Consider the following 19,980-nt stretch of genomic DNA (forward strand, 5'->3'; position numbering starts at 1 on the left):
GGGACGCTTCCGTGTCGTTGGCGACCGAGAAGAGAGGGACGGTGCGCCGCGCGACCGCCACCGGCCCGCCGCGCGGCACCGTCGGCCACGGCGCGTGGTTCCTCGTCCTCCCCGCCCTGGTCCCCATCCTGGTCCTGAGCGTCGGCCCGCTGCTGTACGGGATCCTGCTGGCGTTCACCGACGCCCAGTCGGGCCGCACCGCGCCCACCCGGTGGATCGGCGCCCTCAACTTCTCCGACCTGCTGCACGACACCCTGTTCTGGGAGTCGTTCCGGATCGGCCTGGTCTGGGCGGTCGGGGTGACCGTGCCGCAGTTTCTGCTCGCCCTCGGCCTCGCCCTGCTCCTGAACGAGGACCTGCGGCTGCGCTGGCTGGCCCGCGCCCTGGCGATCATCCCGTGGGCGATGCCCGAGGTCGTGGTCGGCGTCATGTGGCGGCTGGTCTACAACCCGGACGCCGGCATCCTCAACGAGACGCTGCGCGACCTGGGCCTGGGCGACGGGCGGGACTGGCTCAGCGGGCTGGCGACCACCCTGCCCGCGGTGATCGTCGTGGGCGTGTGGGCGGGCATGCCGCAGACGACGGTCACCCTGCTCGCCGGCCTGCAGAACACCCCGCGCGAACTGCACGAGGCGGCCGAGATGGACGGCGCGGGCGCCTGGCGCCGCTTCCGCACGGTCACCTGGCCCGCCCTCAGACCCATCGCCCTCGCCGTCACGGCGCTGAACTTCATCTGGAACTTCAACTCATTCGCCCTGGTCTATGTGCTGACCAACGGCGGACCCGGCGGCCGCACCCGGCTGCCCATGCTCTTCGCCTACGAAGAGGCCTTCCGCTACGGCCAGTTCGGGTACGCGGCGGCGATGGGCTGTGTGATGGTCGCGGTGATCTCGGTGTTCCTGGCCCTGTTCCTGGTGGGCCGGATCAGGGGAGGTGACGACGCGTGAGGACCCGTCCCGCGGCCCGCGCCGGCCAGTACACGGCGCTGCTCGCGTACCTCCTCTTCCTCGCCTTCCCCTTCCTCTGGCTGCTCTCCGTCGCGTTCAAACCGCCCCGCGAACTGGGCAGCCTGCACCCCACCTGGATCCCGAAGCACCCCACCCTCGTCAACTTCCGCCAGGCCTTCGACGAACAGCCCCTGCTGCACGCCGCGGGCAACTCCCTGCTCGCCGCGCTGGGCGCCGCCCTGATCGCCGTCGCGCTCGCCACCCCGATGGCGTACGTCATGGCCCGGCAGCGTACCCGGCTCGCGCGCGCCGTTTCCGGGTGGGTGGTGCTCAGCCAGGCGTTCCCCTTCGTGCTGGTGATCATCCCGCTGTTCCTGGTGCTGAAGAACCTGCGGCTGATCGACTCCGTGCCGGGGCTGGTGATGGTGTACGTGGTGTGGGCGCTGCCGTTCGCGCTGTGGATGCTCGTCGGATACGTCCGGGCCGTTCCCGTCGAACTGGAGGAGGCGGCGGCGGTCGACGGGGCCGGGCGGCTGCGGACGCTTCTCTCGGTGACGGCGCCGCTGCTGGCACCGGGGATCGTCGCGACGGCGTTGTTCGCCTTCATCACCGCGTGGAACGAGTTCTTCTTCGCGCTGGTGTTGCTGAAAACGCCTGAGAAACAGACGCTGCCGGTCGTCCTCACCCACTTCATCGGGGCGGAGGGCGTGGCCGACCTGGGGCCGCTGGCCGCCGCCGCGTTCCTCGCCACCCTGCCCTCACTGGTCGTCTTCGCGCTCATCCAGCGGAGGATCACGGGCGGCATGCTCGCCGGGGCGGTGAAGAGCTGATGCGGACGAGACTGCTGGCCCTGGTGGTGCTGCTGCTCCTCGCGGGCTGCTCGTCGGGCGGCGGGCGCGACGAGGGCCCCGTCACCCTCCGCTTCCAGTCCCTGGCTTGGCAGGAGGAGTCCGTCACGGCCAACAGGGAACTCGTGAAGGAGTGGAACGCCACCCACGCGGACGTCAAAGTCGAGTATGTGCAGGGAAGTTGGGACAGCGTCCACGACCAGCTCCTCACCTCCTTCGAAGGAGGTGAGGCCCCCGACATCATCCACGACGCCTCCGACGACCTCGCCGATTTCGCCTACGGCGGCTACCTCGCCGACCTGAGCGACCTGCTTCCTGCCCGCCTCAAGTCCGACATCCCGCATCGCAGTTGGGAGACGACGACCTTCGGCGACGGCGTCTACGGCGTGCCCTTCCTCCAGGAGCCGCGTGTCCTCGTCGCCAACGCGACCTGGCTGAAGCGGTCCGGCGTGCGGATCCCGACCGCCGAACACCCCTGGAGCTGGGCGGAGTTCCGGCAGATCACCCAGCGGCTCAGCGGCGGTGGGAAGTACGGAGTGGCCTGGCCGCTGAAGGAGCCCGTGTCCGCCACCCTCAACCTCTCCCTGTCGGCGGGCGGGCAGTTGTTCCACCGAGGCGCGGACGGCCGTGTCACCGTCCGCTTCGAGACCGGCGACGAGGTCGTCCCGCGCACCGTCCACGACCAGGTCGCCGCCGACCACAGCGCCTCGCCCACCACGCTGGGCAGCGGCGGCTCGGACACCCTGCCCGGCTTCTTCGGCGGCAGGTACGCGATGGTCCCGCTCGGCTTCTCCTATCGCCAGCAGATCGCGCAGCAGGCGCCCAAGGGCTTCGACTGGCAGGTGCTGCCCGCCCCGGCGGGCGCCGACGGACTCGCCCAGGGGGTCAGCCCGCAGACCCTGTCCGTCGCCGAGGACAGCCCCCACAAGAAGGAGGCCGTCGCCTTCGTCGACTTCCTGCTGCGGCCTAAGAACATGGTGCGCCTCGCGCTGGGCGACTGGATGCTGCCGACCGGCACCCAGGCGCTCGCGGACCCCGCCCTGCACACGACGAAGGACGACTGGGCGACCGGCACCGCCCTCGCCGCGCACCTGCGCCCGGCGCCCGCCCAGTCCGTGCGGGGCTACCCCGAGTGGAAGGACAAGGTCGCGACCCCCGCCTTCCAGGAGTACTACAGCGGGGCCATCGGTCTCGACGAACTGCGCACCCGTCTGGAAAACGACGGAAACCTCGTTCTGGCCCGTTACCAGCGCTGAGCGGCCGGTTCAGGGAACGGAGGGAGGATTCAGGGAACGGAGGGAGGGTTCAGGGAACGGAGGGACCGGTGACGAGCCGTCCCCGCCCGTCGTACGGCCAGACGTTGGGGACACAGCCGAACATGCCCTTGATCTGCTGCATCATCGCCGGGGCCGGTCGGCCCGGACCGGGGCAGCCGACATGGCCGTGGCCGAGGAAGTGGCCGACCTCGTGGTTGATGATCAGGGCGCGGTAGGCCGTGACGTCCTTGGCGTAGACGGGGGTGGCCAGCAGCCAGCGCCTGAGGTTGACCATGACGTTGTCGGCCACGTTGCAGTTGACCTTGCCCTCGGTGTCCAGCCCGTACTGCCCGCAGATCTTGTCCACGGTGCCGGGGGTCGCGATCCGGACGGCGAAGTCGGTGGCGCCGCCGGAGACCCGCTGGAACGCCGAGTGGCCGTCCGCCGTCCAGCCGCGCCGGTCGGCCAGGATCTGCTCCACCTGCCGGGCGACGTCCGCGGCGGACAGGTCGAGGCCGTCCTCGACGTCCACCCGGTAGCGCAGGACGGTGCCCTTGCCCACCTTGGCACTCGAGCCGGACGCGGTCGTGAACGTGCCAGGTCCCGAGGCCGGGATGTCGGCCTCGGACGTGGCGCCGGAACCGCCGGACGCGTCGCCGGACGCCTCGCCCGACGAACCGGCCGGCGGATCGTCGGACGGACTGGCGGGTGGGCGCGGCGAGGCCGACAGGCCGGGCGTCGGCCGGGTGGGCGCCGGGCTGGACTCCGCAGGCCCGCCGGGTTCGGCGGACGCTGTCGAGCGGCCCCCGGCCGAGGTGCCGCCCGTCCCGGCCGAGGTCCATCCCACGGCCGCGAATCCGGCCGCGCTCAGAAGAACCAGTGCGGCCAGTCCTCCCCACAGCGGTCCTCTCCGGCCGCGCCCGGCGGAGTGCGCGGGGCCGCTCCGACGGCGGCGGGCGGAGGAGGAATCTGTTCGGTGCACGCTCATGGTTGTTTAGATTGTGATCACGATGTGATCGGATCTGGCTCAGACGATAACGGAAAGATAACGACCCGACCGGTGTGGGTTCATGTGATCATCCGGTAACAGTGGCCCGGGGTGGCCGACGGCGTACCGATACTGAGCCCATGCCACGAGTTCTGCTGATCGAGGACGACCGTGCCGTACGGGACGGCGTCGCCCTCGCGCTGCGCCGTCAGGGCCACGAGGTCGCCGCCGCCGAGACCGGGGAGGACGGCCTGCACCGGCTGCGCTCCTTCCGGCCGGACGTCGTGGTGCTGGACCTGATGCTGCCCGGCATGACTGGCCTGGACGTGTGCCGGCGGATGCGTGACCTGGACCAGACGCTGCCGATCATCATGGCGACCGCACGCGGCGAGGACGAGGACATCGTTGTCGGCCTGGAGGCGGGAGCCGACGACTACGTGGTCAAGCCCGTGCAGGCCCGGGTGCTCCAGGCCCGCATCCGCGCCGTCCTGCGCCGGGCGGCCGGTGCGCCCGCCGACGGCGGCATCCCGAGGATCGACACCTACGGCGACCTCGCCATCGACCGCGCCGGACTGTCGGTCACCTGGCAGGGGGCGCCGGTCGCCCTCGCCCCCTCCGAACTGCGGCTGCTGCTGACCCTGTCCGCCTCGCCCGGCCAGGTGTTCAGCAGGCAGCAACTCCTGGAAGCGGTCTGGCAACACAGCTACCACGGTGACGCGCGTCTGGTGGACGCCTGCGTGAAAAGACTGCGCTCCAAACTGGGCGAACCTCCGCGCGAACCCCGGCACATCCAGACCGTGCGCGGCTTCGGCTACCGGTTCTCCTCGCGGTGAGAGCTCAGGGAACGCGTTTCCGCGCCCCCCGACTGCACGCCCCCCGACTGCGTGCCCACCGACTGCGCGGCCTGCGCGTGCGGTTGGTGGTGGCGTTCGCGCTGGTCGCCGCCGTCACCGCCACGACCACCGGCGCGCTCACCTTCCGGGAGGCGCGCACCGGAGTGCTCCAGCAGAGCCAGGACACCGTGATCAAACTGCTGCGCACCCAGGTGACCCGGCTCGCCCCCGAGCTCACCTTCCCGCCGAACGAGGCCGAACTGCGGCGGTTCGCGACGGAGGTGGCCGGCGCCGAGCAGTCGGGCACCTGGCGGGTGCTGGTCGCCTATCGCGGACTGGAGGCCACATCCGTGCCCGACGACCCGTTCGTCGAGCTGACGCCCGCCCTGCGCGAGGCCGTGAACTCCAGGTCGGCCACCGTCTTCCAGCGGGTCAACCGCGCGGACCACACGGCACTCCTCGTCGGCATGTCGGTCACCTTCGCCTCCTCCGACTCCTCGGGCACCGGACCCCTCTCCGGTGTGAAGGTGTTCCTGACGGTGCCGCAGACCACGGAACAGGCCTACGTCGACGCCCTGGTCACCGCCATGGAGCGGGCCGCCGTACCCGCCCTGGTCCTCGCCGTCCTGCTCGCGCTGCTCGCCGCCCGCGGGGTGCTGCGGCCGGTGCGCGCGCTGCGGCAGGCCACCCGCAGCATCGCCGAGGGCCGGCTGGACATCCGGCTCGCCGTCGACGGGTCGGACGAACTCGCCGAGCTGTCGCACACGTTCAACGAGACGGCCGCCGCCCTGGAGGAGACGGTGGCCGAACTGCGCGGCATGGAGGCCCGGGCCCGTCGTTTCGCCGCCGACGTCTCGCACGAACTGCGCACTCCGCTGGCCGCCATGTCGGCCGTCACCGACGTCCTCGACGAGGACGCCGCCCGCCTCGACCCGGACACCGCCACCGCGGTCCGGCTGATCAGCGAGGAGACCGTGAAACTGGCCCGACTGGTCGACGACCTGATGGAGATCTCCCGCTTCGACGCAGGCGCGGCCGTGCTGCACCTGGACGAGATCGACCTCGCCGAATCCCTCAGGCGCACCCTCGCCTCCCGCGGCTGGACCGACACGGTCGACACTCTGCTGCCGGCGCCGGACGCGCTGCGCGGACGCGTTGATCCGCGCCGCCTCGACGTCGTCGTCGCGAACCTGGTCGGCAACGCCCTGCGGCACGGCGCCCGGCCGGTGCGCTTGAGCCTCCACGCGGACGACCGGCCCGGCGACGGGCGGCGGGCGGTCATCGAGGTGCTGGACAGTGGGCCGGGCATCCCCGACAGTGTGCTGCCCCACGTCTTCGAACGCTTCTACAAGTCGGACGCCGCCCGGTCCCGGACCGAGGGCAGCGGCCTGGGACTGGCGATCACGGAGGAGAACGTCCGGATGCACGGCGGCACCGTCCGGGCGGCGAACCGGCCGGACGGCGGCGCCGTCTTCACCGTGGAACTCCCGCTGCGGCGGGACGAGTCGACAGGGGAGGAGCGACCGTGAGAGCCCTGCGCCGAGCCGTGCTGTTGTGCGTCCCGGCACTGTGCACGCTGGTCTCCTGCGGCATTCCCGCGACCGGAGTGGTGGAGGCGGGCGGACCCGCCCACGGGATCGTGCCGACGGTACGGGTCTACCTCGTCGACGGCGATGCCCTGGTCGCCGTCCCCCGCAGGATCGCCGGACAGGTCGGCGTCGAGTCGGCAGTGAAGGCGCTCCTCCTGGGCCCGACGGAGGCGGAACGGGCGAAGCGCCTGACCACGCTGCTGCCGCAGGTGCCAACCCCGACGTCCTTCCTGGGCGCTGCCCCCGCCACCAATCCGTCCGGCGTCCCCACCATTGAGCCGTCGGGCGCCGCCGCCGCCGATCCGTCGGGCGCCGCCACCGCCGATCCGTCGGGCGCCGCCACCGCCGATCCGTCGGGCGTCCCCACCATCGATCCGTCGGGCGTCCCCACCATCGAGCCGTCCGGCGCCGCCGCCGAGGGTCCGGAGCCGGCCGCCGTGCGGGTGGCCACTCGGGGCGACGAGGTCTCCATCCAACTGCTTTCCGTCACCGCGGAGTTGACCCAGCTCGCCGCGGCGCAGCTGATCTGCACGGCCGTCGACGCCCGTCACACCGACGGCCCCGAAATCGAGACCGTGACCGTGACGGTGACGAACGCGGTCGGCCGGAGCGTCGAGGGATCCGACGAGCGCTGCCCCGACCTCTGACCCGCGTAATCGAATTGCACGAGACGTATCGTCTCGCTTACGGTCGACGGCATGACCAGTCGCCCCGCCCATGTCGCCATGTTCTCCTTCGCCGCCCACGGCCACGTGAACCCGAGCCTGGAGGTGATCCGCGAGCTCGTCGCGCGCGGGCACCGGGTGACGTACGCGATTCCGCCCGTCTTCGCCGAGAAGGTCGCCGGCGTGGGCTCCGAGCCAAGGCCGTGGCACTCGACGCTGCCCTCGCCCGACGACGACCCCTCCGCCTGGGGGAACACCCTCCTCGACCACGTGGAACTCTTCCTGGCCGACGCGATCCAGGCGCTGCCTCAGCTGATCGAGGCTTATGACGGGGACGAGCCGGACCTCGTCCTGCACGACATCACCTCCTACCCGGCGCGCGTCCTCGCCCACCGCTGGGGCGTCCCCGCGATCTCCCTCTCGCCCAACCTCGTCGCCTGGGAGGGCTACGAGAAGGAGGTCGCCGAACCGATGTGGGCCGAGCCGAGGAAGACAGAACGCGGAAAGGCTTACTACGCCCGTTTCCACGCCTGGCTGGAGGAGAACGGGATCACCGAGCACCCAGACCCCTTCGTCGGCCGCCCCGCCCGCTCCCTCGTGCTGATCCCGAGGGCGCTGCAGCCCCACGCCGACCGGGTCGACGAAAGCGTGTACACGTTCGTCGGCGCCTGCCAGGGCGACCGTGTGGCCGAGGGTGACTGGACGCGGCCCGCCGGCGCGGAGAAGGTCGTACTCGTCTCGCTGGGCTCGACCTTCACCGACCGGCCGGAGTTCTACCGGGAGTGCGTGCGGGCCTTCGGCGGACTGCCCGGCTGGCACCTCGTGCTCCAGATCGGCTCTCACGTCGACCCCGCCGCGCTGGGCGTCGTACCCGACAACGTCGAAGTACGGTCCTGGGTACCGCAGTTGGCGGTGCTGGGGCAGGCCGACCTGTTCGTCACGCACGCCGGTGCGGGCGGCAGTCAGGAGGGGCTGGCCACGGCCACACCGATGATCGCCGTACCGCAGGCCGTCGACCAGTTCGGCAACGCGGACGTCCTGGAGGGGCTCGGTGTCGCCCGGCACATCGCCACGACGGACGCGACGGCGGAGGTCCTGCGGGAGGCTGCCCTCGCGCTCGTCGACGACCCGGAGGTCGCCCGCCGACTCCAGGCAATCCGGGCGGAGATGGCGAACGAGGGTGGCACCTTGCGGGCGGCGGACCTCGTCGAGGCCGAACTCCCCGGCTGAGAAAGGACGATGACGACCCCGGGGATCAATCGAACCTTGGTTGGCGTTGAGATTGATCACGGTCCCGCTGTGGCCGGAAGGGTATTGACGCGGTTCTTGTACTCGCGGCGGGCCTTGCGCCGTGCCGGGACCTCCGGAACGCGCTGGGTGCCGTCGAGGGGTTGGCAGCGGGCGAGGAGCTGGCGGTGAAGTGCGGGGGTAGTGCTGACTCGCAGGGTGTAGCCCTGGCCGCGCCGTACGGTGACGCCGTGGTCGAACGCGGCCCGCTCGGCGGGCTCCAGCTCGGTGGCGCGTAGGAAGTCGGCGACCTTGCCCGGCATGTCGAGGGTGACCGACAGCTCCGGGGTCGGGGCGTCCTCGCGGCCGACGGCGGTGTGCTCGGGCATGAGGCCGGCGACGGCCGTACGGACGGCACCGCGGCTGACGCTATGTTCGCGGGCCAGGGCGGCGATGGACCGGCCGTCCAAGTACGCCGTGCGGACGGCGTCCGTCTTCCCGGCCGCGATGGCGGGGCGACGGCCGCCCTTGCTGCCCTTGGTCTCCGCGGCCCGCAGCCCGTCGTAGGTCAGCTCGCGCTGGAGGTCGCGCTGGAGTTCACCGGCTGCTGCGAGGGTCCGCACCATGAACTTCACGGTGGACAGCAGTTCTCCGGTGCGCGGGTGGCGGGCGGTGAGGTCCATCGCGCAGAACGCGCCGTCGTGGATGCGCAGGTCGAGCCGGTCGCGGTGGAGGACGTCGAGCACGTCGAGGATGTGCTTGGTGCCGCGTACAAGGCGGAACATCTCGGAGATGTGCACGGTGTCGCCCGGCCGCGCGTACGTGAGCAGCTCGCCGAACTTCGGCCGCTGGAGTGGGTGGAGGCGGCTGGAGGTGCCCGCGTCCTCCTCGAAGGCGACTGGGTCGTCGATCCCGGCCTCGTCGAGGACGAGGTTCTGCCGGGCGGTCGCCTGCTGGTCGGTCGAGACCCGCTTGTAGATCAGGTTCGCCATCGGGGTCCCTTCCACGCGGAGGAACGGACCCCACCTGTCGTCAAACCCTGTCATCAATCACCATCGGAACCGATTGGATCGGCGCCGCCCCGGCGCCCCGGAATGTCCGGGTTCATTGGATGCTCACGCGCCCTGTCGGCAAACGATCGTTTGCCGACAGGGCGCGAGCAGGTCGGCTAGCTCGGGCGGATTGCGGCCTCGATGTGGGCGAGTTGGGCGGCGAGGATCTCTTCGAACGCCGCGCGGCGATCCACCCCGAGGGGGCGGACGTCGCGGGCGAAGTGGGCCAGGGCGGGGAAGCGTTCGGGGTCGGCGCCGAGTACCGCGACGCGGAACAGCTCCATGCCCTGTTCGTACTCTTCCGGGGTGATGGTACTGACTCCGGCCTCGGAGGCGATCAACGCGGCGATGAGGACCGCGAGCCGGTGGTAGCGCGCCGGGATCTCCTCGTCGGGCAGCCCCGACGCGCGCAGGGCCTGCAGCACCTCTTCCATGACCAGCCGGGAACCGGCGCCGCCTGACGCGTACCGTCCCCAGACCGCGGCGAGCTGAGGCTGCTGGCCGAACGCCTCTCTCACGCGCAGGGCCAGGGCGGTGATGCGCTGCTTCCAGTCGCCCTCGGCGAGGTAGCCGTCCATGGAGGCCAGGAGGATCCGGTCGGCGACCGCGCGCAGCAGTTCTGTCTTGCTGCGGAAGTGCCGGTAGAGGCTGGAGGAATCGGTCCCGAGGGTCGCGGCGAGCTTGCGCACGCTGAACGACTCTGTGTCGCTCGTGCGCAGCAACTTCGCTGCCGCATCCAGGATTTCCTCGGTCGACCAACGCCTTCGACCTGCCATTTCGCCCCTCTCATCGCACCCAGTTTAACCTATGCACTTGGTGTTGCACGCACTGCGTGCATAATGAGGACATGGGTGTGCCGAGCGACCCGGCAGCAGGCGGGCCGACGTGCCACGCGTGCCCTGTCACCCGGGTCGGGCGACCGACGTGGAGCTCACCCCGAGCAATGCGAAAGGACGCATGTCGTGAGGAACTCACTGGATCCCGCGGAGCTGAACGCCGCCATCGAGAACGTCCACCGCGCCGGGATGCCGGGCCTGTTCGCCGAGGTGCGTGACGGCGACCAGGTCTGGCGCGGCGCCGCCGGGGTCGCCGATGTCGCCACCGGTCGCCCCGTCACTGCCGACATGCGGCACCGCGTCGGCAGCACCACCAAGACCTTCACCGCCGCCGCGGTTCTGCAGCAGGTCGAGAGCGGTCGGATCGGTCTCGACACACCGATCGGCCAGTACCTTCCGAAGTTGGTTCCCGGAGAACGCGGTGACGCGATCACGGTCCGGATGCTGATCAACCACACCAGCGGCCTCGCCGAGTACCTCCCGTACGCGTACCCCTCCCTCAAGGCGTACCCCGCCCTCGCAGACACCGGACCCCAGAGCCTGGACGACCACCGGCTCACCCGGTTCGACCCCGCTGAACTGATCGAGATGGGGGTCACCGCACCTGCCGTCGGCGCCCCGGGTGGTACGCCGGGGGTGTACTCCAACACCAACTACCTGCTCCTCGCCCAGCTCCTGGAACAGGTGACCGGCACCACGGCCGAGCGGTACATCACCCGGAACGTCATCGAGCGCGCCGGGCTCCGGGACACCGAACTCCCCATCGGACCGTACGTCGACGGGCCGCACTCGCAGCTCTACGAGTCATGGTTCGGCATGATCGACCCGCCGCGCGACTACAGCGTCTACGACATGTCATGGGTGGGCCCGGCGGCCTCCCTGATATCGACCGTCGCGGACCTCAACCGCTTCTACCGCCTGCTGCTGGCCGGCGAGATCATCAGCCCGTCGTCGCTGGCCCAGATGCAACGCACCGTCCCGGTCATCTCCCAAGAGGGAAAGACAATCGACTACGGCCTCGGCCTCCACCCGACGGAGGCTGCCGGTCAGGCCACCTTCTGGGGCCACGGAGGCACGGTCTGGGGTGGCGGAGCGCTGGCCATGACCCGCGCCGACGGCAAGCGGCAGATGGCCGTCGCGCTGAACCTCCAGAGGTGGAACAGGCTCGACTCCTCCGGCAAGCCGCAGCCCCATCCCATCGACGACGCGCTTGTGACTCTGTACCGCGTGGCGATGTACGGCTGACCGAGACCGTGGGCGAGGGGTTGGTGGCACCGTTCGGCCTGTACCTGGACCGCATAGTCCGGATCACCCTGCTCCCGGCGAACTGATCAGCGCCCTGGAGGCCCCCGGCTGAACCCGTTGGCCCTCATTCCTCCTCCTCGTCCTCGTCAAGGCCGCCCGCACCCGGGTCCCGCAGTGGGCGCAGGCCGCCGTATACGGGGGTGGAGGAGCGGAAGCTGTAGCGGCCGAGCATGTTGAGGTTCGCGTGCTTGAGCGGAGAGACGCGGGCGACATCCTCGTCCCGGACGTCGTGCTCGCGCTCGTTGGCCGGCAGCGCCCGCAACTCCTCGACTGCGGCGTCCAGATAGCGGGCAGAGCACGGCGGCATTCACCACGAAGAGAAGTACGAGGTGCGCTTCAACCTCAAGGGCGAAGCCGTCAAGGTCCGCCCTGATGCCGACCTGTCTGGCGTCGAGTGGCTCGCCGAGAAGATCGGCCGCCGCCTTCACGCGGTGGCCGCGGCTGGTGCGGACGGCACATCTCGCGGCCCTGCCCGAAGACCGCGGCCGACGGCTGCTACTTCTGCCAGGACTTCCAGAGCGATCGGCAGTTCCTGCCGGTTCACCGCGACACCCTTGCCCGCACGCGGGAGTTGCAGGCCGACGCCACGGCAGCCGGCCGGTCACGAGCCGCCGAGGTCAACGAGCGGCCGGCGGCCGCGGTCGAGCACGTCATCACGCGCATCACCGACCAGGAGCACGACGAGCTGTCCCCAGCACCGAACGACGCCGGGGCAAGGCACGACGAAACGGAGGGGACTGCCGATGCGGGCTGACAACTCGGCGCACCTGGCCGAAGCCGCACAACAGCGACGTCTCGCCTGTATCGAGCGTGTCCGCGCCGTCCTGGACGCCCTGGAACACGACGGCGGAGCGATGACCGTCGCTGGCGTCGCCGTCCGGGCCGGGGCCTCCCGGAGCTTCCTCTACGACGCTGCCCAGGCACCACTGTTCGCCAGACTGCGCGACCTCGCCGACAAGCAGCCCTCCACGGGGCGACCCGCTCTGCCCGAACAGCAGAGAATCACCACCAAGTCGCACGAGACGGTAGTAAGAGCGCTGCGGGACGCAAACCTCAAACTGCACGGGGAGAACGAACGGCTTCGCAACGAACTCGCAGTGGCCCTCGGCCGGCTCCGAGACCTCCGCCGAGGCGTCGGTGCATCCGTTGACTGAGCGCATCAGCTTCGCGGCCAACCTTGGTGATGCAATTGCCCTTCCGGGCCGATGAGTTGGCGTCAGCTGTCGATCGGGCCGGTGACCGTTACAGGTCCGATGCGGCGATCCAGCAAATCGTCGCCACCAGATCTGGAGCCTTGTCGGTTGCTTCGGCTGCCAGCAAAGCCCAGTCCCGGCAGTCAGCCACGATCCGAGCCCAGGGCAGTCGGCGGTCAACCTCCCAGTCGATGCCCGGACCATGGCCTCCGAAGGCCTCGCCACCGGGCTTGACCTGCCAAATCTGGAAATAGAGCACCGCCTGACCGTGAGCAGCAAGCTGCTCAATGACTTCGGCGAGGTGGACTGTCGGCCATGCCGGATCCAAGTACTCCAGCGAACGCCGCAACGCAGCGGCCCTGGGCGGGACCACGACGTCACGGGCACCGAGTTCACTCAGCGCCCAGCGAAGTGCCACTCCTTCACTGTCGTCCGGGGCCTCACCCCGCTGCCGAAAGGATTCATAGGCTCGCTGAAGTCCCGGCACCGCACGCTGGATGCCCAGGTCCGCCAAGGCTTCGGCCGCCCATTGGCGAACGGTGGAGTTCCCGCTGTCCAGCAGGCCGACCAGCACGTCACCCGGCAGTGGATCCTGCAGCGCGGTGAAGACCTCAATGGCACACAGTTGTCCGAACGGTTCCAGACCGGATACTGCCGCGATCAGCTCGTTCAGCACTTCTGGCCCCATAGCGATCAGCGCATGCTGGGCGTCCTCTGCCACTTCGCTTGATTCCGCGTCCAGTTCGCCAACCCTCTGGGCAACCGTGCCGTCCATGCCCCTGAGTCTGGCTCGGCGTCACCCACCACGGCCACTCGATAAACCACTCGCCCATGCCCACGACAACGTTGCTGTCCACGGACCTCGGACGACCGGACGCTCGGTCACAGCACGCTGGGACGGCACGTGGCTGACACTGTCAGCAACACGAAACCACAGCTCCAACCGACCAGGGAGAACGAAAGATCCAGATAACGGCCTGGTCGTCAGTCAGGAATTCCACCGGCACCCGGCGGACGGTAGCCACCCGTCATCCGAGCCCACCGAGCTTCCAGAGAAACCTGACGCCGCATCCCGGAGCCGTGCCAGACGGCCAAGATCAATCTCAGCGCCAACCACGGTTCGATTGATCCCCGGGGCCGGATGAGGGCCCGTCGACTCCCTGGGGAAGTCGATGGGCCCTCGGTTCATGACCGTTCAAGAGGGTTGAGGAGGGTTCCGCAGGGCCTCAGACCGTTCCTAAAGACTGAGCGGGAGTGAGTCCTGTTGCCAGAACCCATGCTCGGCCGAACGCCCCGAACGGTGTTGGGCGTTCTGGTTGCCCGCGTTCGCTCCGCGTCCGGGCGGCACGGATCGTGTCCGTGGTCCGGGGATGCGGGGGCGGGTTCCCTCACGCCCAAGGACGCCCGGTCGGGCCTGGACGGTCCGATGCCCCACCGCATCACTCCGGTGCTGTGGGGGCGGTGTCGTCCGTCGCCGGATCGGGTGTCCCTGGGCGCGCCTTCCGATCGCCACGGCGGCAGCGTCGTGGCGAGTGGTCTTACGGGTGGTGCTGGTGAGGGGCTTCTGCCAGTGCTGGGCGCCCCACTTCGAGGTGTAGGCAGGGTCCACCGCGATGACCGCGATACCCGTGGCGTCGGCCATCGAAGACAATCGGGCGCGGAGTTTCCCGGTGGGCATGCCGGAGATCAGCTGCCGGAAGCGTTTCCGGCGGCCGTGCTTCTCACGGGTCTTCTCGGCGGCGAAGTCCAGGTCCTCGACGGCAATCGCCCGCGCGCCGCACGTTCGGGCCCAGTGCAGGAGGCGGGTCAGGGCGTGGCGGACCTGGGCGTCGCGGTGCTGCGCGGTGCCGGTCAGGTCGTAGAAGAAGCGGCGCGGGGCGCCGGTCGGGTTGCCGTTCACGTCCAAGCGCCAGGCAGCGAGGTGATCAGCGTTCATGTCGACGCCGATCACTCCGTGGGCCAGGGCGGCCTCGATGGGGAGGGTGGGGGTGGGCGGGATCTGCCAGGAGGCGGTCAGGTACCAGCGGTCCCGGCCCATGTCGATGGGGGTCCCCCCGGTCGAGCGAAGTCGAGAGTGGGGGAGGAGGCGGTAGGCGATCGCCCGGTTGGCTGCGACGCGGTCCGCCCACTCGCCTCCCCGGTGCGCGAACGCGACCCGGCAGGCCAGGACGTACCGTCCGTGCGGGGCGTTGGCCAGATGCGCGAGCGGCGCGGGGAGTTTGAGGCTCACCTCTCCGTCGGGGCTGACCCGGATCGTCTCGTTGCCGTACCGCTTGCCGGACTCACCGTCCGCCTGGCAGAACCAGCGCTCGGCCTCCCAGCCCCGGCGCCACTGCGACTCCGTGAGCCCGGCCTCGTCCAGGTGGTGCCGGGTGCGGGCCAGGCTCTTGCCGCCGCGCACCACGTGCACGAGTCCGGCCTCGCGGTCGGCCCGCGCAGCGGCCAGCCGGTCCTGAAGCACCCGCAGACGCCGGGACTTCGCATGCCACTCCCGCCGCGACCGGTAACCGCCCGGGGCCTGCCTGGTCCCCTTCTGCCCGACCGGCTGGGACAGCCGGTGCTCGATGGTGCGGACGCCCGCTTCCAGGTTCTGGATGTGCGCCAGCTGGCAGCGGCGGGCCAGCGCCCACTGGTCGTGCGAGGCCTTGGTGATCGCCCCGGCCCACCGCGACGACGAGAGCGGCGTCAGCTCCCGCTTGCGTCCCGCCCACGTCTCAGCGGAGTGCTCCAGGCCATCCCGGCAGCGCGCCCTGAGATCCTTCGAGGCCAGCGACCCCAGATGCGCGCCGACCAGACGCAGCACCTTCTCATCGTCCGGCGCCAGGTGCTTGAGCCGGGTCCGGATGGCCACACCACTCGGACCGGACACGACGAACGACGCCGCCACACTCCTCAGCCCGCCCACCCCGTCACCCCCGACCCCACCCGAAGAACCCGTCATCGCATCCAACGAGCAGTTCCGTAGAAGGTCACGCATTCGACGCGAGAACGTCAGTTCCCCCCTTAATACCGGTGCCATGGCCGAGGCACGCGACACGACACCGACCCCCGGCACTCACTCCCACTCACCAGAACACCCCTGAACACACTCCAGCGATAGCAGCTCCAAACCCTCACACCCTCAGACGCCCAGCCGCTCACCTTCGTCGTCCCGCGTCATCGGCGTGGTCGGCTCCGGCGACTCGTCGTGCGTGAGGTCGGGCAGCCGGTGCAGCCACTTCGGCAGGTACCAGTTGCGCTCGCCGAGCAGCGCCATCACGGCCGGGAGCAGCACTCCCCGGATGATCGTCGCGTCGATCAGGACCGCGGCCGCCAGACCCACGCCCATCTGCTTCATGGACTGCATGGACAGCGTCCCGAAGATCGCGAACACGGCCACCATGATGACGGCGGCGCTGGTGACCACACCCGCCGTGGTGACCACACCGTGCTTGATGGCCTCGTTCGTCGTACGGCCCCGCATCCGCGCCTCGCGGATCCGCGAGACGACGAACACGTGGTAGTCCATCGACAGGCCGAACAGGATCACGAAGAGGAACAGCGGCAGCCAGGTGACGATGGCGCCGACGCCCTCCGCGCCCACCAACGACGCGCCCCAGCCGTGCTGGAAGACGCCCACGAGGATGCCGTAGGCCGCGCCCACCGACAGCAGGTTGAGCACGATCGAGGTGATCGCGATCGTCAGCGACCGGAACGACAGCAGCATCAGCAGGAAGGCGAAGACCACGACGAACGCGAAGACGGGTGCCACGGCTCCGCCCAACTGGTCGTTGAAGTCCCGCGAACCGGCCACCTGCCCGGTGATCGGCGCCTGCACGCCGTCGACCTTGCCGAGCGTGGCGGGCCGCACCTCGTCACGCAGCTTGTCCAGGCTCGCACCCGCCTTTTCCCGGTCGGAGCCGCCGATCAGCGGGACGTACACATAGGCGATGTTCTGCGCGTCGTGCATCTTGATCTCGACCGGGCCGCGGGAGGCGCCCGAGCTGACCGCCTGCTCCTTGAACTGTGCGAGCGCGGCCTTCACCTCGGCGGCGTTGATGTCGTCCGCCTTGACGATCACCTCGGCCGGCTCGGAACCGCCCGGGAAGGCGTCGTTGACCCGGTTGTAGGTCTGCACGATGGGCAGCGAGTCGCCGAACTCCTGGTCCAGGGTGAGGTTCTGGGTCTTCATGCCGACCGCCGGAGCGGCGATCGCGAGCAACGCGCCGGCCGCGACGACCAGCGAGACGGCGGGCTTGGCCAGGACGACCTTCAGGACGGCGCTCCAGAAGCGGCTGCCCTCCTCGGCCCGGCGGGCGCCCGCCTTCTTGCGGCGCTTGTCCGGGTGCAGGAACGGAATGCGCCCCTTCTCCACCCGCTCGCCCAGCAGCGACAGCAACGCCGGGAGAACGGTTACCGAACCGACCATGGCGACGGCGACCACCATCAGGGAGGCCAGGCCCATCGCCTGGAACGTGGCGAGCCCGGTGAACAGCATGCCCGCCATCGCCACGCACACGGTGACACCGGAGACGATCACGGCCCGGCCGCTGGTCGCCGCGGCGATCCTGAGAGCGGTTTCCGGATCACGTCCAGCGGCCCGCTCCTCGCGCTCGCGGCGCAGGTAGAACAGGCAGTAGTCGACGCCCACCGCCAGACCGACCAGCAGCATCACCGAGCTCGCGGTGTCGTCCATCGGCTGGAAGTGGCTGGCGATGCTCATCAGACCCATCGTCGCCATGATCGCGGTGATCGCGAGCGCCACCGGCAGCAACGCCGCCACCAGCGCGCCGAAGGCGATCAGCAGGATGCCCAGCGCCACCGGCACGGCGGAGTACTCGGCCTGCTGGAAGTCGTCGCCGAACGCGTCGTCGAACGTCCTCATCATGCTGGCGCCGCCGATCTCCTCGATCCGCAGCGAGGAGTGGTCCTTCCCGACACCCTCGACGGCCTTGAGCACCGGCTCCACCCGGTCGCCCGCCGTCTCGGAGTCGCCCCGCATGTCGAACTGGACGAGCGCGCTGCGGCCGTCCTTCGAGATCGTGTCCGAGTCGTACGGCGAGGTCACGTCGGTGGCCTCGCCCGTCCCTTCGACGGCCTTGACGACCGCGGCGACGGCCTCCTTGAACTCGGCGTCCGTGGCCTTGACGGAACCGTCCTTCGACTGGATGAGGACGGTCTCACTGGCCGGCTCGTCGATCCCGGCGTCCTCGACGATCCGGGCGGCCGTGCGGGTCTCCCCTGAGAGTTGGTCGCTTTCCTTGACCTCGACCGTGCCCACGGCCGAACCGATCCCCATGGCCAGGACGACGAACAGCACCCATATACCGACGGCGGCCCATCGGTGCCGGGCGCTCCAGCCGCCGGCCCGCGCGGCGATGCCCCGCACCCGTGTGTCTCCGTTCCCCATGACGGGCTTGCCCCCTCGTGATGCGGTGCCGACCCCCTGCCGCCACCTATCGATTCGAAGGTATGGGATGGATAAGACCATCTCCTCGTGCTGCCCGGTGAAGTGCCGGACACCCGAGTCCTCCCGTCGGACCCCGCCGTCTCACCGCTGGGGAGGACAGTGGCCCCTTACACCTATCCGGCCATCTCCGGGGTGGTGATCAGGGTGACGGCCGCCGGCGAAGGCCGATGGGATGTCGACGGGGATGTCGACGGGAAGGTCGGATTTGTGATTGCGAAAGTCTGTTGAACACGTCACGGGCCTGTGGAGAAGCGCGTCAGATGTTGATCCGCACCCCGCCGATCGGCAAGAGTTTGCGCCCGGCCCTCCACCTCGGCCGCGGCCGTCGTGCCCACCCCCACGGGGCACGACGGCCGATTAGGGTGTGCGGATGACGACGACGTACGCGGCACTGCTGCGCGGCATCAACGTGGGCGGCAGCAAGAAGGTCCCGATGGCCGAACTGCGCACCCTGCTGGAGGGGCTCGACCTCGACGACGTGCGTACGTACCTTCAGAGCGGCCAGGCCGTCTTCTCCTCCACCCACGGGGACGAGGAGAGCCTCGCCGCCGAGATCGGGGCGGCGATCGAGAAACACCTCGGCTTCGGCGTCGACGTCATCGTGCGCGACCACGCCTTTCTGAAAGCGGTTGCCGACGCCTGTCCGTTCCCGGCCGCCGAGCTGGAGGCCAAGCAGCTCCACGTCACCTACTTCTCCGCCCCCGTCGACGAGGAGCGCTACGCCGGGATCGACCGGGACGCCCACCTCCCCGAGGAGTTCCGCCTCGGCGACCGGGTCCTGTACCTGTACGCCCCCGACGGCCTCGGCCGCTCCAAGCTCGCCGAGCAACTGTCCAAGCCCCGCCTCAACAAGGGGCTCATCGCCACGACCCGGAACTGGAACACCGTCGTCAAGCTGGTGGAGATGACGCAAGCGTGACCCTGCGCAGGCCGTGGAACGGGGCCCAGGAGAGGATCTCTCGGGGCACCGTGAGCCGCGGATCGGCGTAGAGACGACGGATCTCCTCGGGGGTGCGGGCGGCGGCCACGGCGTCCACGAGGGCCAGGTCGCCCTCGGTGAGCGAGTCGTAGCCCTGTGGACCCGACAGCCCCCAGCCGTCCCAGGGAAGCGGTTCCACGCCGTTACGGGCCGCGAGGTCCAGGACGACGCTGTTGAGGACGAGCCACCTTCCTCGGAGACCGGGATCGACCCACACACCGAACGTCTCCGGGTCCGCCTCGCCCGACCGGCAGGCCCGCCACGCCCGACCGGCGACCAGGAACCGGTCCCGCGGTACGTCCAGCGGGTCGAAGGGCACGTCGTAGAAGTCGGCGGACACCTGCGGGTCGACCAGTCGCCAACTCCCGTCCGGCAGCCGGTACTCGGTGACCCAGTGGTCCTCGTGGAAGCCCTCCACGAAGTACGTCGCGAACCCGCCCCGGACGCGGGCCGGCGTCCCGGTCGCCCGCAGCAGCGAGCACAGCAGCAGCGAGTAGTCCCGGCACGTGCCGACGAACTGCTCGTCGTACGAGCGCCGTTGGGTGAGCGGGGCGTCCTTGCGCGCGCGCAGGATCCGCAGCATCCGGGTCACGTACCGTGACTCGGCGTCGTTGTGCAGCCGTTCCTCGGGGATCTCGTACCCGACCCGCTCGCCCTCCAGCCGATGCAGGACCAGGCCTCTTACAACAGCGGTGAGTTGAGCTGGATCACGGGGCAGGTCGGCGACGTCGAGGTCGCCCGGGTCGCTGTACGGCGTCTGCTTCAGGTGGCGGTCGTCCGCCCGGGTGCTGTCCATGCCCGAACCCTCGGCCC

16 protein-coding genes and 3 pseudogenes are annotated in these 19,980 nt (G+C 70.1%); 11 read left to right on the forward strand and 8 right to left on the reverse strand.

Translation table 11 applies throughout. The features are described 5' to 3' along the window. Window positions 1–11: 11 nt before the first annotated feature. Genes OG289_RS37955 through OG289_RS37965 form a run of 3 tightly spaced genes read left to right on the forward strand, consistent with a single transcriptional unit; the run spans window position 12 to window position 3,051 of the window. Window positions 12–947 (forward strand): carbohydrate ABC transporter permease, encoded by a 936-nt coding sequence (locus tag OG289_RS37955; RefSeq protein ID WP_442819019.1) that lies wholly within the window; start codon window positions 12–14, stop codon window positions 945–947. Then, on the forward strand, window positions 944–1,777 hold the full coding sequence (locus tag OG289_RS37960) for a carbohydrate ABC transporter permease (protein WP_327318538.1): 834 nt from the start codon (window positions 944–946) through the stop codon (window positions 1,775–1,777). The genes OG289_RS37955 and OG289_RS37960 overlap by 4 nt, the downstream gene beginning before the upstream one ends. Then, window positions 1,777–3,051 (forward strand): ABC transporter substrate-binding protein, encoded by a 1,275-nt coding sequence (locus OG289_RS37965; RefSeq protein ID WP_327318539.1) that lies wholly within the window; start codon window positions 1,777–1,779, stop codon window positions 3,049–3,051. The genes OG289_RS37960 and OG289_RS37965 overlap by 1 nt, the downstream gene beginning before the upstream one ends. Window positions 3,052–3,100: 49 nt before the next feature. Here the strand turns inward: OG289_RS37965 and OG289_RS37970 are convergent, their stop codons facing one another. Further along, window positions 3,101–4,039, reverse strand: a complete 939-nt coding sequence (locus OG289_RS37970) for a DUF3152 domain-containing protein (RefSeq protein WP_327318540.1) — start codon at window positions 4,037–4,039, stop codon at window positions 3,101–3,103. 140 nt (window positions 4,040–4,179) lie between these two features. Here OG289_RS37970 and OG289_RS37975 point away from each other — a divergent pair, with 140 nt between their 5' ends. From OG289_RS37975 to mgt, 4 genes and pseudogenes are all read left to right on the forward strand, one after another. Further along, window positions 4,180–4,872, forward strand: coding sequence for a response regulator transcription factor (locus OG289_RS37975; RefSeq protein ID WP_327318541.1), 693 nt, complete (start codon window positions 4,180–4,182; stop codon window positions 4,870–4,872). A gap of 32 nt (window positions 4,873–4,904) precedes the next feature. Beyond that, entirely contained in the window at window positions 4,905–6,401 is a 1,497-nt protein-coding gene (locus tag OG289_RS37980) for a sensor histidine kinase (protein WP_442819116.1), read from the forward strand. Beyond that, complete coding sequence (locus tag OG289_RS37985) at window positions 6,398–7,108, forward strand: hypothetical protein (protein WP_327318542.1); 711 nt, start codon at window positions 6,398–6,400, stop codon at window positions 7,106–7,108. The genes OG289_RS37980 and OG289_RS37985 overlap by 4 nt, the downstream gene beginning before the upstream one ends. A gap of 8 nt (window positions 7,109–7,116) precedes the next feature. Further along, a pseudogene (mgt, locus tag OG289_RS37990) lies at window positions 7,117–8,356 on the forward strand (macrolide-inactivating glycosyltransferase). Between the two features lie 56 nt (window positions 8,357–8,412). On the opposite strand, the gene OG289_RS37995 reads toward mgt, so the two are convergent. Together OG289_RS37995 and OG289_RS38000 are read right to left on the reverse strand one after the other, a co-directional pair. Beyond that, the gene (locus OG289_RS37995) at window positions 8,413–9,345 is read right to left on the reverse strand and encodes a recombinase family protein (protein WP_327318543.1); all 933 of its coding nucleotides are present in this window, start codon (window positions 9,343–9,345) and stop codon (window positions 8,413–8,415) included. A 176-nt stretch (window positions 9,346–9,521) separates the two neighbouring features. Continuing rightward, on the reverse strand, window positions 9,522–10,181 hold the full coding sequence (locus OG289_RS38000) for a TetR/AcrR family transcriptional regulator (protein ID WP_327318544.1): 660 nt from the start codon (window positions 10,179–10,181) through the stop codon (window positions 9,522–9,524). A 186-nt stretch (window positions 10,182–10,367) separates the two neighbouring features. Between OG289_RS38000 and OG289_RS38005 the strand changes: the two genes are divergently transcribed. Further along, window positions 10,368–11,486, forward strand: a complete 1,119-nt coding sequence (locus tag OG289_RS38005; RefSeq protein ID WP_327318545.1) for a serine hydrolase domain-containing protein — start codon at window positions 10,368–10,370, stop codon at window positions 11,484–11,486. A 124-nt stretch (window positions 11,487–11,610) separates the two neighbouring features. Here the strand turns inward: OG289_RS38005 and OG289_RS38010 are convergent. Then, a pseudogene (locus OG289_RS38010) lies at window positions 11,611–11,841 on the reverse strand (hypothetical protein); the annotation flags it as partial. 99 nt (window positions 11,842–11,940) lie between these two features. Between OG289_RS38010 and OG289_RS38015 the strand changes: the two are divergent. After that, window positions 11,941–12,300 carry a hypothetical protein gene (locus OG289_RS38015; protein WP_327318547.1) on the forward strand — a complete coding sequence of 120 codons (360 nt, stop codon included), beginning with the start codon at window positions 11,941–11,943 and terminating at the stop codon, window positions 12,298–12,300. Then, window positions 12,290–12,700, forward strand: coding sequence for a DUF6262 family protein (locus OG289_RS38020; protein WP_327318548.1), 411 nt, complete (start codon window positions 12,290–12,292; stop codon window positions 12,698–12,700). Before OG289_RS38015 ends, OG289_RS38020 begins: the two co-directional genes overlap by 11 nt. An 88-nt stretch (window positions 12,701–12,788) precedes the next feature. Here OG289_RS38020 and OG289_RS38025 read toward each other — a convergent pair whose 3' ends face one another. The 3 genes and pseudogenes from OG289_RS38025 to OG289_RS38035 all read right to left on the reverse strand — a co-directional run bounded on the left by OG289_RS38025 (window position 12,789) and on the right by OG289_RS38035 (window position 18,128). Then, on the reverse strand, window positions 12,789–13,514 hold the full coding sequence (locus OG289_RS38025) for a HEAT repeat domain-containing protein (protein ID WP_327318549.1): 726 nt from the start codon (window positions 13,512–13,514) through the stop codon (window positions 12,789–12,791). A 462-nt stretch (window positions 13,515–13,976) separates the two neighbouring features. Beyond that, window positions 13,977–15,644: pseudogene (locus OG289_RS38030) on the reverse strand (IS200/IS605 family accessory protein TnpB-related protein). Between the two features lie 216 nt (window positions 15,645–15,860). Further along, window positions 15,861–18,128, reverse strand: a complete 2,268-nt coding sequence (locus OG289_RS38035) for an MMPL family transporter (RefSeq protein ID WP_327318550.1) — start codon at window positions 18,126–18,128, stop codon at window positions 15,861–15,863. A gap of 430 nt (window positions 18,129–18,558) precedes the next feature. Here OG289_RS38035 and OG289_RS38040 point away from each other — a divergent pair, with 430 nt between their 5' ends. Further along, window positions 18,559–19,107 carry a DUF1697 domain-containing protein gene (locus tag OG289_RS38040; protein WP_327318551.1) on the forward strand — a complete coding sequence of 183 codons (549 nt, stop codon included), beginning with the start codon at window positions 18,559–18,561 and terminating at the stop codon, window positions 19,105–19,107. Here the strand turns inward: OG289_RS38040 and OG289_RS38045 are convergent. After that, entirely contained in the window at window positions 19,079–19,963 is an 885-nt protein-coding gene (locus OG289_RS38045; protein ID WP_327318552.1) for a transglutaminase-like domain-containing protein, read from the reverse strand. The two genes, OG289_RS38040 and OG289_RS38045, sit on opposite strands and share 29 nt — an antisense overlap. Window positions 19,964–19,980: the final 17 nt, after the last annotated feature.

This window comes from Streptomyces sp. NBC_01235 (genome assembly GCF_035989285.1).
Taxonomy (GTDB): domain Bacteria; phylum Actinomycetota; class Actinomycetes; order Streptomycetales; family Streptomycetaceae; genus Streptomyces.

Coding starts and splice junctions, on each gene's coding strand:
- OG289_RS38000 (WP_327318544.1), bottom strand. CDS start 10,181: ATGGCAGGTCGAAGGCGTTGGTCGACCGAGGAAATCCTGGATGCGGCA.
- OG289_RS37970 (WP_327318540.1), bottom strand. CDS start 4,039: ATGAGCGTGCACCGAACAGATTCCTCCTCCGCCCGCCGCCGTCGGAGC.
- OG289_RS38025 (WP_327318549.1), bottom strand. CDS start 13,514: ATGGACGGCACGGTTGCCCAGAGGGTTGGCGAACTGGACGCGGAATCA.
- OG289_RS38035 (WP_327318550.1), bottom strand. CDS start 18,128: ATGGGGAACGGAGACACACGGGTGCGGGGCATCGCCGCGCGGGCCGGC.
- OG289_RS38020 (WP_327318548.1), top strand. CDS start 12,290: ATGCGGGCTGACAACTCGGCGCACCTGGCCGAAGCCGCACAACAGCGA.
- OG289_RS37995 (WP_327318543.1), bottom strand. CDS start 9,345: ATGGCGAACCTGATCTACAAGCGGGTCTCGACCGACCAGCAGGCGACC.
- OG289_RS37975 (WP_327318541.1), top strand. CDS start 4,180: ATGCCACGAGTTCTGCTGATCGAGGACGACCGTGCCGTACGGGACGGC.
- OG289_RS38045 (WP_327318552.1), bottom strand. CDS start 19,963: ATGGACAGCACCCGGGCGGACGACCGCCACCTGAAGCAGACGCCGTAC.
- OG289_RS37965 (WP_327318539.1), top strand. CDS start 1,777: ATGCGGACGAGACTGCTGGCCCTGGTGGTGCTGCTGCTCCTCGCGGGC.
- OG289_RS38040 (WP_327318551.1), top strand. CDS start 18,559: ATGACGACGACGTACGCGGCACTGCTGCGCGGCATCAACGTGGGCGGC.